The organism is Rickettsia australis str. Phillips, from assembly GCF_000273745.1.
Lineage (GTDB): Bacteria > Pseudomonadota > Alphaproteobacteria > Rickettsiales > Rickettsiaceae > Rickettsia > Rickettsia australis.
This window is the reverse complement of record NZ_AKVZ01000027.1, coordinates 47,475-59,559: the sequence shown is the minus strand read 5'-3', so window position 1 is coordinate 59,559 and position 12,085 is coordinate 47,475. Positions and strand designations below refer to the sequence as shown.

Below are 12,085 nucleotides of genomic sequence, written 5' to 3'. Positions count from 1 at the left end.
TTGAAGCTAGTTGCAAGATAATAGCAGATGCAGAATCGCTTATAAAAAATGTGCTTCTGTTTTACATTCCGACACTATATCTAATAGCTCAAAAGAAACTATCTTACAATCTAAAGTTATCCCATATCTTCTCACGCCTATTTTAAATAAGAGGCTTAGCAAAATAACAAAAAACTTTCAAACTTCCGAAACAGAAAAAATAAATATATTAGACAAAATAAATCCTAAATTTGTTAGAGAATTATCTACCACAGGAGTAGCTTTAATATCTAAAGCACTAGCAAGCGATTTAAACCCAAAAGTACAAAAAATATATAAGAATATTAAACAAAAAAACAAGTCATCTCAAGGTGCTATATTAAAAAATATACATGACATTATTACTTCAGACAAAGTAAAGCCCCTTCTTAATCACGATTTAGTACAATGTCTCAAAAATCCTGATAATCAAAAATAGTTGGTTCAGATTACGGAAAATATAATGAATAATAAAGCACAAAAAATCACTAAACCTGAATTAATTGCAAATACAGTAGCACTACTTGCAAATTCTAGCGAAAAATTAATTGAAAGTACTACTTCAGCTATAAAAGATTATAGTCAGCTTAAAGAACATCAGCATTGGACTAAAATTAACCTAAATATGGAAGGGTTAAATACTGAAATTAAAAAAGTGTTCTTAAAAGGAAAAAAACCTTAAAATAGTAGAGTTAGTTGAAAATGCCAAAAAGATTATTGATAATTTAGCTCATATTTTAGAAAAAGAATTACCACGATATTTAGATAGTAATAAACAGGATATATTAGATGTTTTAAAACATCCTAAAGTAATAGTAAGAATAGAATCAAAAAGGAAAGATCCAGAGTTTATACATAAGGCACTAGATGCATCTATGCCTTTTTTAAAAGATGCTCTGCCGTCAATTACTAAACTTGCTAGCCTTGCCCTTGCCGATAATGATAAAGTTGCCGATATAATACAAAACACTCAGTTAATTAAGTCACTTCCAAAGGAAGAGAAATCAAAAAAAGAAAAGTAAAAGAGGTAAAGGAATTGATTGGTACTTTGATAGAAATTAAAAATCATAATCCGAAAATAAGCAAAATAATTGAAAAAGATCTTCCTGAACTATTAACAAAACATGCAAGTAGTTTAGGACCGGTTGTAGATGAGATTTTAACAAAACACCTAAGGGACAAAAATTAAAACTAAACGGTGAAAATTAGTAAAGATAGCCGGTAAGTATGCACTTGAATTCATTAAAATTGCTGATAAATTTAGCAAACATGAATACGGCAAAATTATAGTACGGCGTTAAAATTATTATCAGATCCGACAGTTCTAGGAGTAGCAACAGAAACTATAGTTAATTTAGGAAAAAGTAAATTTAGTAAAGATACAGCAGCAGTAGGACCACATACAAGTAAGGTATTAGAAGAAGGACAAAGACAGATAGGAAAAGCCGGTAGGGGAGCCTAAATCCTGTGTACTTTTAATAGAATAATCATTACTCAAAAGTTTACAAGACCTAGAAAAATTTTGCTATTCTTTGATTAAAATTATATTGTAAATTCAAAGTGTCATTATGAAATGACAAGGATAATAGAAAGATATTATTATTTAACACATATCAAAGATTCTTTTGAAATATTTCCTATTTGTGCCATTCTCAGTCCAAGGCAATGTGGCTAAACTACTTTAGCTCATGCTTATATTAAACAGTTTAAAGATATCTAATTCAGATCTTGCTATGCTCGGCTCTGTAAACATTTCTAAAAATATTTAGTTTCAAACTACACATAAGGGTTTTTGGTTTTTACATAAGTGAATCTAATAGGAATGCCGGGCATGTCAAAAGCCTCACGCATATTATTTACTAAATACCTAGTATAGCTATCGGTAATTTTTTCCGGATTATTGGAGAATAATTTGAAAGTAGGCGGGCGGGTTTTGGTTTGAGTCATATATTTTACACGCACTCTTCTGCCGCCTTTTTGTAACGGCAAAGGATGTGCTTCTGTAGTAAAATTAAGCCATTCATTTAATTTGCTAGTAGTTATTTTCTTATTCCAAATTTTATAAATTTTAAGACAAGCATCTAAAACCTGCTCTATATTTTGTTTATTTATTGCTGAAATAAATAGAACTGGTACACCTTTAACCTGAGGCAGATGAGTATTTATCTGATAATAAAATTCTTCCTGAAATGCTTCTTTTTCGGATTCTTTAACTAGATCCCATTTATTCACTACTATAACTATACCTCTCCCCTCATTTACCACATGGCGTGCAATATTTAAATCTTGCTGTTTTAAAGGGGCTAAAGCATCAATCATTAAGATTACGGTATTAGCAAATTTAATAGAGTTAATAGCATCTGATGCCGATAATTTTTCTAAAGACTCTGTAATAGTAGATTTCTTGCGGAGTCCTGCCGTATCGATTAATTTAATGTGATTATTTTTATAGTGCCAATCAATTTCAATCGATTCACGAGTAATGCCTGCTTCAGGCCCGGTTAATAATCTTTCATCATTAATAAGAGCGTTTATAAAAGTAGATTTTCCGGCGTTAGGTCTGCCACTAACTACTATCTGCAAACAATCTCCTTTAATTGGATCAGCTATATTTGTCCCGATTGATTCTTCTTCAGGTAACTTGGCAATAATCTCGTCATATAAATCAATTAAGCCTGTGCCATGCTCGGCAGAGATAGCCACCATACTATCAAACCCTAATTTGTAGTACTCTTTATCAAAATCAAAAGCTTTCTCGCATTTATTAACTACCAATATAGCAGGCTTATTATATTTTCTAACAAAGCTACCAAGTAGCTTATCATCGGGTAATATTCCGCTTCTACCGTCAACCATAAAACAAATTAAATCTGCCTCTAAAATTGCTTTAGTAGTCTGTTCCATTAACCTTGCGCCCATACTATCATGATTCTCTTCAAGTCCTGGGGTATCAATTAATAAAAATTCAAAAGAGCCGATTTTACCATCTGTATATTTTCTATCTCTAGTAATGCCTGGCAAATCGTGAACGATAGCTTTTTTACGTATGCTTAATCTATTGAAAAGTGTTGATTTGCCTACATTCGGACGACCAACTAAAGTAATGATTTTCTTAGTCATTATTAATATATTATTATGGTTAAGAGAACTAATAATGCTCCGATAAAACCTATTATATTTGCTATTATAATAGGTATATTTTTTATTAATATGCCGTATATAAGCCAACTACAAAGAGCAATAGCACTTATAGTAAAGGCATGCATAGAAACGGAAGCCGAAGATTTGCAGGTGAAAATCTTATGAGCCTGTACATAAAACATAAAATTGCCGATTGTACCGACAATCGTCATATATTTTTCGTAAAATTTCACGAATTTTGGAGACATATATTTATTTTTAAAAGTGATTTTACCGTTTTCGGTCCATGCAGGCAATGACGACTCTCAGACTACCCCTTAAAGCTTGCAATTACCGGTATATGATCTGAAGGTTTTTCTTGGGTCCTTAAATTATAATCCATATAGCAATTTTCTAAATAGTCAATAGTATTATTACAACCAAGAATCATATCAATTCGCATACCTTTATTTTGTTCAAAACATCCTGCTCTATAATCCCACCATGAAAATGCTTGTTTACTCGGATGCATCAATCTATATAAATCCTCAAACCCGGAATTTAGAATAGTACGTAGTTTTTTTTGTTCAACCTTAGTAAAACAAGTAGTTTCAGCAAGTAGCTTAGGTGAATATACGTCTATATCGAACGGTGCAATATTGACATCGCCGCCTATTATAGTTTTTTCGTCAAAAGATTTTTTAGTTGATAGATAATTGATAAAATTATCATAAAATGCTAGCTTTGCCACAAATTTATCGCTACCGACAAATGAACCGTTAGGAGCATAGAGCGAGATTATATTACAAAACCCTATAGGTAATGATAATTTTATTTCTAAGAATCTTGCTTGATCACTGCAGTAATTATTCGGAAAATCCTTAATTATTTCATCCGCAGGAAATTTTGAAATTATAGCAACGCCGTTATATGATTTTTGCCCGTGAACATAAAAATTATAAGGTAGATCGGATAATTCATCAAAAGGAAATTTTTCGGTTTCGCATTTTATTTCTTGTAATAATAAAATATCCGGATTTTCTTTAGATAAAAAATTACGCAATAAATTAAGTCTTGTTTTTATGGAATTAATATTCCAAGTAGCTATTTTCATGTTGGTTTTTCTAAGTTTGTGCTTTCATTACGGAATCGCCACTCAAGAAAACCAAAATGATAAACTAAGAGACTAGTAATAAATGCTCCGGAAATTACTATAATCATTGAGTATTTTATTGTATGATAATTTGGATTACTACCGTACATATCTAATAATACGCTAAAAGCTATACCCCATAATACAGTGATTTCAATACTAACACCTCTTGATACCCTCTTAATTGCATTTTCTTTCATAATAAAATCTCGTAATATTGTACCGCAATTAGCTATAATGAAAGCACAAAACGGGCCCCAAAAACTTAAAGGTTCAATTTTGTGAATAATAACCATTGCAACTCCTATAATTATAAAAGTTGTTTGTCCGAATGAATCGCAAATTGCTACTATATTATTTAATGATTGTTCTAAATAATTATCTTCAGCAATCTGTTTATTATAATAACTAAATAATTTAATAATTGTAAAACCGAGTAAAACTACTATAAATATGTAATAGAAATAAGAATGAGTAAAATAGAAGTTTAAATGTCCGGTATCATGGTTTACTATTAAATCGAGCATTATACAGCTACTAACAGACGGTAATACCGCAAATAAAAATGTACCGAATAAAGTACTATTTTTTCTACTACTCAAAATAATTCCTGCAAAAGCAAAAGCAAGGCAACCAAGTAAACCTATAACATGACACCAACGAGAATCTATAGATTTAGGTAATAGAATACGATATATGTATGTCTTAATAATTTTTTTATACTCGTTACTTGCAAGAAAATCATCTATCGTAAAATTAAATTGTTCAACTATATTTAAAGATACGTTTTTTTGCTAAACATTAAATGTAGAGGAGTTTTAATATTTAAGGGAACTTCTAATATATTCCTGTCCATTGTTTTTCCTAAAATATTAACGGCACCGACAATGCGATCACTAATGAAACCGTCAATTTCTTTCTTGATTAATCCATTTATCAATTCCATATTATTTTGATATATTCTAATTATATCTTGATTTTTCTCATTATATAAAAAATCCGTAAATTTAGGGTCTCCGTATACAGTACCTTTCACTATTCCTAACTGAAGATTAAATAGACGTATTTGTGCTTTTAGTTCATTAACATTTTGGAAATTTAACTTTTTGGCAAGCGGTTCAATAATAAATAATGATAATTCTTCAAGACGATAAAGCTTTGAAAAATAAGCATAGTTACTTCTCTCAGTAGTATAAGTAGCTCCTGCTGTCATGTTGGCATTTCCGCTTTGAATATCTAATTGATCTTGATACCAGCTATCTTGATTATACTCAATATTGATACCTATTTTTGCAGCAATAGCGTTAATTAATTCTATATCCATACCAGAAACGGTAGTATGACCGTTTGAAGTAGCAATTAAGTATTGGTAAGGTGCATTTATATACCATGCAGTTATCAAAGTTTTTTTATCAGCTGTCCCTTCGCATTCTAAAATTGCTTATTGTTCGTTTGCACCTATGCTCAAAGCATAAAAATTTTTAGAAATGAGCAGTATAAAAATAAAATTTTTAAAATTTTCATGTTCTGTATTTTTTAGAACTGTGTTTTGTCATTCCCGCCTACGCGGGAATGACATCGAATCCGTGTAATAAGTTCCTTAATTATGAACTACCTTAATCTCGCCGTCAGAAAATTTAATATTAAAAATTTTTTCATTCGCAGCAGCAATTTTAGAAGATAAAAAATTACCCGTTTCTCCTTTAACTATAGCAAAACCTCGTTTTAATACGTTATTATAATCAAGGCTTGCAAGTAATGTACTATTTAATTCTAATTTATACTCAAAATTTTTCAAAGTATTATTTGCCGCTTTTGATAGATAAGCTGTTTGATGTGTTAATTCTAATGTTTTGTAATTGAGTATTTTAGCAGGGTTAACTCTTTCTTTAGAAAAAGATTTAATTTTTGTTTCTTGTAGTGCAATAAGGCACAGTAAAGCATCTAATAAATTAAAACCGGTTTCATCCAGTAATTGCTGTCTATTATTCATATAGTGAGAGAGATATCTGTGTATTTTATCGTAATTTATTATATTGTGTTCGTGATACTTAATTAACCTGCTAGTATTATTCAATAATATTTTTTCATAAGAGTGTAGAGTATTATTTAAAATAGATCGTACTGGTACGGCAAACTCTGCAGCAGCAGTCGGTGTTGGAGCTCTTTTATCGGCTGCTAAGTCTATTAAAGTATAATCCACTTCATGACCTACTGCGGAAATAATAGGAATTTTTGAGTTGTAAGCGGCGCGTACTAATATCTCATCGTTAAATGACCAAAGATCTTCTATAGAACCGCCGCCTCTAGCAACAATTATAACACTTGGCTTATTTACCTCTTCTAAATTGTTAAATCCTTCAATTGCTTCAGCAATTTCATTGCTGGAATTTTCTCCTTGTACGCTAACCGGCCATATTATTATCCGAGTCGGAAAACGTTCACGAATACGATGAATAATATCTTTAATAACGGCACCGGTTATTGAAGTGATAACGCCTATTTTATCAGGTAAAAAGGGTATAGGAATACGTATTTTATTAAATAAGCCTTCTTTTTCTAAACGAGCTTTACGCTCGTTTAGAATTTGCAGCATAGCTCCAAGTCCTGCAGGTTGCAAATTATCTACCGATAATTGATAGCGTGAATTACCTGCATAACTTGAAAGTTTACCGCTAATCACCACTTCTATACCGTCATTTAAAGGAAATTTGATTTTAGCAAGAATAGGACGCCAGCAAGTACAAGCTAAAATAGCGGTATTTTCTTTTAAGTTAAAATAAGCATGACCTGAGCTTGCTATTTTTAAACCTGAAATTTCTCCTTTTACCTTAATACAGCCAAAATTATTTTCTAATAATTCTTTGATTTTATTAGAAATCTCACTAACTGAAAACTCTGTGGTTGCTTGATTTGCAATGAAATTATCTAGCATTTGTTTAAGATTATTTATAGTTTGAACGGGGGTTTATGTTATTCCCGCGCAAGCGGGAAGCCAGTAAAATATATAAAAAATTTAATTTTTTATATGTTTATTTTATCAAATATGTAATTTTATTTTTCTAGATTCCTGCTTTCGCATTAATGACATATATCTCTCCATAGAATAATCTTGCACTGCAAAAGCGCAAGCAAAATTTTTTATTATTTGATATATTACTAATAGCTTGCTATTATTTTTACTATTAAAATATATTTGTTAATATAAATGCTATTGCGAATAATATGTTTGCTTATTATCATAATATTTTCTTTGATAAGTTTTGCCGATTTTTCTAAGAATGGTCAAAATATTAAAATAAGCAATATGATAGCCGACTTCGTAGAGTATAACGAAAGTCAGGATTTGATATATGCTAAAGGTAATATAAAAATTATCACGGATGAGTATTTATTAACGGCAGATAATTTACTTTATGATATAGAAAACGATATTTTATGGGCAGAAGGTAATATCCGAATTAAGGATAAACAAAACAGAATAATAGAGGGTAATAAAGCAGTTTTAAAAAACAAATTTAAGAAAGGGGTCATATCGGAATTCATTTTACTTTCCGGTGATAATAATCTTTTAATTGCTAAACTTGCCGAAAGAATAGATAAAAATAATCTTAAGCTGCACCATGCCGAATTTACCCCTTGTTATGTTACTTGTAATAGAAATCCTATTTGGCAAATTGCTGCTAAGGATACTTATATTCATTCTGAAGAGCATAGAATAGTTTATAAACACGTATTTTTTGAAGTATACGGCGTACCGATTTTTTACTTACCGTATTTTTTCCATCCGACGCCTAAGGCCCCTGCAACTTCTGGATTATTGGTACCTGACGTCAAAAATAAAGGGTTTGGTATACCTCTATATTTACGTGCAAAACCTAATATGGATTTTACTCTCACTCCAAGGATTTTTAGTAAATATCAAACTTATGAGCTAGAAGCACGTTATCGTCTGAATGATACCGATAATATGAATTTTCAAGGTAGTTACGGTAAATTACCATATTTTCTAAAAAAAGACGGAAGTATAGTAAAAAATAAAAAAGTTTCTTCTTATCATTATATAGCAAGTGGCAATTTTATTAGTACTGATAAAGTTTATGATTACGGTTTTAGAGTAGAACGTACATCGGATAAAGCTTATTTAAAAAATGATTATAATAACTACGCTTCATATTTAACTTCTAAAATATTCTTAAATAAAATTCATGAGGCTGATTATTTTTCAGCGGAAGGATTAAGTTTTCAAGGCTTAGGTAGTAATGATAGTAAGTATACTGATCCGTTAGTATTACCGAAAATCAATACAAAAAACGTGATAAATTTGAATGATAATGACAACAGCCATATCGTTGTTGAAAATAATACGTTAATGTACAAAGAAAGAATAGGGAAACAAGTTGCTAGAACCTCTTTACAAGTATCCTTTATGCATAATGTGCTGACTTCTTCAGGGCAAATTTTTGATTTTGTAGCAAAAGATAGAGGTGATTTTTATCTTGTTAGATGGGCTTATTTAGATAAGCCGAGAGAAAGTAAATCATTTCAAAGAAATATACCGGAATTGCAAACCTTATGGCGTTATCCATTAGTAGGTAATATAACAAAAACGATAAATTTACTTATTGAACCGGTAGTTTCTTTTACTATGGGACGTAAACTATCTAAGAAAGATAAAAAATTTGTTATAATTGATCCTGCTAAATATGAATTATCTGAAAAAAATATCTTTTTATCCAATCGTTATAGCGGTATTGATTGCCATGATTTTGGTAATAGATTAAGTTACGGCTTAAATACTAGTATTGCTAAAGAAGAAAATTATTTAACATTATTTTTAGGACAGTCACGTAATACAAGATATAGTATAGATTTACCTGCCGATGATAAGGAAAATGTAGGGCAGATTCTAGGTAATCTTTCTAATAATTTAGAAGTGTTTTATAGCTTTCGGAAAGATAGATATTTTAAACCTATTAGAGATGAAGTGGGAGGAAATTTTAACTATGATAAGATTAACTTTCTAGGTAGTTTTATTCAGCTCACCAATCTTAAAAAATATTATTCCGTAGAAAGTATAAAGGTTTCAAATAACAGAGTACGACAATTTTATGGAGACATAAATTATCAGCTAGCGGAAAATTGGACTATAGGCTTTGGTGCCCGCATTGATCTCTCTAGACGTTCTACAAATTTACTTACTCGAACTATTAGGGTGACATATGCTAAAGATTGTGTTAGAATTACTACAAAGATTTATTCCGATTATCTAGCCGACGGAAGTAGAGGAATCAAAAAGACTACCTCTTCGCCTACTATTTCTATTGGTTTAAAGGTTTTGAATATGTGAGTTTCAAATGTGCCATATGTCATTACCGCGTAGGCTGGAATCCAGGGTAAAGCGAGATAAATCGAGCTTTATTCGGTATTGTGTATATCTTTTAATTACTAGATTCCCGCCTACGCGGTAATGACATCTAATTCCAATTATTACGTTATGTGAGTCTGAAAAAATATGAAAAAATTACTACTTATAATCATTACTGTTTTTTTTACTTTTAATGTAGCACAAGCATCATTACCGAATATAGTAGCATCCGTAAATGATGAACCTATTACTCTTAATGAGTTCCATGCTAGAAAAAAAATGATTATGACACTAAATAATATTGAGAGCTTAACGCCCGCTCAAGATAAGCAGTTGAGTGACTTGGCAATCAAGAGCTTAATTGATGAATCTTTGCTTTTTCAATATGCCGGAGATAGAGAAATTCCGCAAGAAGAGATAGACAACGCTATTAAATCTATTGAAGATCGTAATAACATGCCTCACGGTTCTCTTCTTCAGTATCTAAAAAGCAGATCAGTTAATTCTGATAGTTTTATTTCCCAAATTAAATACGAGTTGATTAAAATGAATATTTTATCAAGTCTATCAAGATCGGTACAAGTAAGTAATAAAGAAATAGATATCGCAATTTTATCTAGCGATCAAAAAGACGTAGAAATTTCAATGCAAGTATTTACATCTAAAGATAGTGGTAATAAAGCGTTTACGCAGATGAATCATTTGAAAAATCGACTAAAAAAATGTGCGGATGTTAAAAAATCGCTTTATGATAATTTCGCTACTATGGAAATGATTACCGATAAGCTTAGCAAGATAGAAGGCGTAAAACAAACTATCGTAAAGGACTTAAGCTTGGATAAAGCAAGTAATGTTTTTGAAGTAAATAACAAATTTGAAATAATATTAGTGTGCAGCAAAAAAATCTTAAATGTTAATGAAGATGAAAATAATTATGTAGTAAATTTTTTAACTAATAAAAAGATTTCGCAAAAAGCACAAAAAATGTTTGAAAATATGCGTAAAAAGGCAGCCATAAGAATAATGCTGCCGTCTTAGTATATTGTCACCCCGTGGCTTGACCAACGGGGTCCAGTCTTTATTAATAAGATTTTTTTGGGTGCCGTGGTCGAGCCACGGCATGACACTGGAAAAATAACAAAATTCCATTTCTACTAAAACAACATTACCCCATGCTCCCTTCAATTGCAAAACATGTAGCATCTCATCAAATTAATCCTCTTAAAAAGCACGGACAAAATTTTATTTTTGACAGTAGTTTATGTGATAAAATTGTACGTGCGAGTAACCTTGCAGAAAATAGCAGGGTGCTAGAAATAGGACCGGGCACCGGAGGGTTAACTAGGTCAATATTGCAGAAAAATCCTGAATTCTTAACTGTTATAGAAACAGATGAGAGATGTATCCCGCTTCTTAATGAGATTAAAGAATATTATCCTAATCTCAATATTATTAAACAAGATGCTCTTAAAATAAATTTAACTGATTTAGACTATGATAAAGTAACTATAATTTCTAATTTACCGTATCATATAGGTACTGAGTTAGTGATTAGATGGCTGAAAGAAGCACGGCTAATTACTGATATGACGCTAATGTTACAAAAGGAAGTAGTAGAACGTATTTGTGCTATGTCGTCAACTAAAGCATATGGCAGGTTATCGGTAATATGTCAGTTAATTGCTAAAGTGGAAAAATGCTTTGACGTAGCACCGACTGCTTTCTATCCACCTCCTAAAGTATATTCTGCGATAGTTAAACTAATACCTTTAAAAAATCCGCCGTCTATTGCTCTAATAAATAAAGTTGAGAAAATAACAAAACTTGCTTTTGCAGGACGGCGAAAAATGATCAAATCATCACTGAAAAATCTTGTACCTAATATACATGAAGTATTAACTCAGTTGAAAATCAATGATAATTATCGTGCTGAAAATCTTACCCCTCAAGATTATTTGAGAATTGCTACGAGGCTCTCAGTAAATAAATTTTAATTAGTAATTACAGAGCTTGTTAGATATTATTAAGTTTGCATTATTCAGCTTTATCTAACTTTTGTGCTTCTGCTTCTTGCTGTAATTTATACTCTGCTGCTTTTTCTTCTGCATAATTAAAAAAGAAATAACAGAAAGTTAACAAACTAGTCAAAACTATTCCAAGAGTTATTAGTATTACCTTAAGCTATTTCCTTGCATTGTAAGCTTTTAATCGCCTTGCTTCCTCTTCATCAATATAAGGCTCAGAGGTTAAAATTTCTTCTTCTTTATTTTTCATATAAAATTAGCTTATATATTAATGATAGAGTTTAATTTTTGAGAAAAGTAATTTATAGGGGGTAATTAAAAGCAGTCAATAATTATAATTGTTAATTGTAATAATTATATTTTTAATAAATCTATTTTACTCAAAAATACGGCTTTTCCTAT

The 12,085-nt window shown here is 30.7% G+C and carries 13 protein-coding genes and 1 pseudogene; 7 read left to right on the top strand and 7 right to left on the bottom strand.

What is annotated here, in order from left to right:
• Positions 1-10 precede the first annotated feature (10 nt).
• The 4 genes from A452_RS12140 (at position 11) to A452_RS11165 (ending at position 1,207) form a co-directional block, all read left to right on the top strand.
• Positions 11-457 (top strand): hypothetical protein, encoded by a 447-nt coding sequence (locus A452_RS12140; RefSeq protein WP_017208616.1) that lies wholly within the window; start codon positions 11-13, stop codon positions 455-457.
• A gap of 24 nt (positions 458-481) precedes the next feature.
• Entirely contained in the window at positions 482-700 is a 219-nt protein-coding gene (locus A452_RS0105015) for a hypothetical protein (protein ID WP_037197503.1), read from the top strand.
• Positions 701-893: 193 nt separating this feature from the next.
• The gene (locus tag A452_RS11170) at positions 894-1,040 is read left to right on the top strand and encodes a hypothetical protein (RefSeq protein ID WP_017208614.1); all 147 of its coding nucleotides are present in this window, start codon (positions 894-896) and stop codon (positions 1,038-1,040) included.
• Positions 1,041-1,066: 26 nt separating this feature from the next.
• Complete coding sequence (locus A452_RS11165) at positions 1,067-1,207, top strand: hypothetical protein (RefSeq protein WP_162828823.1); 141 nt, start codon at positions 1,067-1,069, stop codon at positions 1,205-1,207.
• A 587-nt stretch (positions 1,208-1,794) separates the two neighbouring features.
• On the opposite strand, the gene der is transcribed toward A452_RS11165, so the two are convergent.
• The 7 genes and pseudogenes from der to A452_RS12125 all read right to left on the bottom strand — a co-directional run bounded on the left by der (position 1,795) and on the right by A452_RS12125 (position 7,534).
• On the bottom strand, positions 1,795-3,138 hold the full coding sequence (gene der, locus A452_RS0105000) for a ribosome biogenesis GTPase Der (protein ID WP_014412427.1): 1,344 nt from the start codon (positions 3,136-3,138) through the stop codon (positions 1,795-1,797).
• Between the two features lie 2 nt (positions 3,139-3,140).
• Positions 3,141-3,407, bottom strand: a complete 267-nt coding sequence (locus A452_RS0104995) for a SemiSWEET family transporter (protein ID WP_014412428.1) — start codon at positions 3,405-3,407, stop codon at positions 3,141-3,143.
• A gap of 62 nt (positions 3,408-3,469) precedes the next feature.
• Complete coding sequence (gene xth, locus A452_RS0104990; RefSeq protein ID WP_014412429.1) at positions 3,470-4,252, bottom strand: exodeoxyribonuclease III; 783 nt, start codon at positions 4,250-4,252, stop codon at positions 3,470-3,472.
• Entirely contained in the window at positions 4,249-4,893 is a 645-nt protein-coding gene (locus A452_RS12135) for a hypothetical protein (protein ID WP_017208611.1), read from the bottom strand. The genes xth and A452_RS12135 overlap by 4 nt, the downstream gene beginning before the upstream one ends.
• Before the next feature lie 173 nt (positions 4,894-5,066).
• A complete protein-coding gene (locus tag A452_RS12130; protein ID WP_017208610.1) occupies positions 5,067-5,693 on the bottom strand; it encodes a substrate-binding periplasmic protein in 627 nt (208 codons plus the stop codon).
• Positions 5,694-5,891: 198 nt separating this feature from the next.
• Entirely contained in the window at positions 5,892-7,226 is a 1,335-nt protein-coding gene (gene xseA / locus A452_RS0104975; protein ID WP_014412430.1) for an exodeoxyribonuclease VII large subunit, read from the bottom strand.
• A gap of 105 nt (positions 7,227-7,331) precedes the next feature.
• Positions 7,332-7,534: pseudogene (locus A452_RS12125) on the bottom strand (hypothetical protein).
• On the opposite strand from A452_RS12125, the gene A452_RS0104970 reads away from it, so the two are divergent.
• The 3 genes from A452_RS0104970 (at position 7,500) to rsmA (ending at position 11,653) form a co-directional block, all read left to right on the top strand.
• Positions 7,500-9,641, top strand: a complete 2,142-nt coding sequence (locus A452_RS0104970; RefSeq protein ID WP_017208609.1) for an LPS-assembly protein LptD — start codon at positions 7,500-7,502, stop codon at positions 9,639-9,641. The pseudogene A452_RS12125 and the gene A452_RS0104970 overlap by 35 nt on opposite strands.
• Positions 9,642-9,806: 165 nt before the next feature.
• Positions 9,807-10,697, top strand: a complete 891-nt coding sequence (locus A452_RS0104965) for a SurA N-terminal domain-containing protein (RefSeq protein WP_014412432.1) — start codon at positions 9,807-9,809, stop codon at positions 10,695-10,697.
• A gap of 134 nt (positions 10,698-10,831) precedes the next feature.
• Positions 10,832-11,653 (top strand): 16S rRNA (adenine(1518)-N(6)/adenine(1519)-N(6))-dimethyltransferase RsmA, encoded by an 822-nt coding sequence (rsmA, locus tag A452_RS0104960; protein WP_014412433.1) that lies wholly within the window; start codon positions 10,832-10,834, stop codon positions 11,651-11,653.
• Positions 11,654-12,085 lie beyond the last annotated feature (432 nt).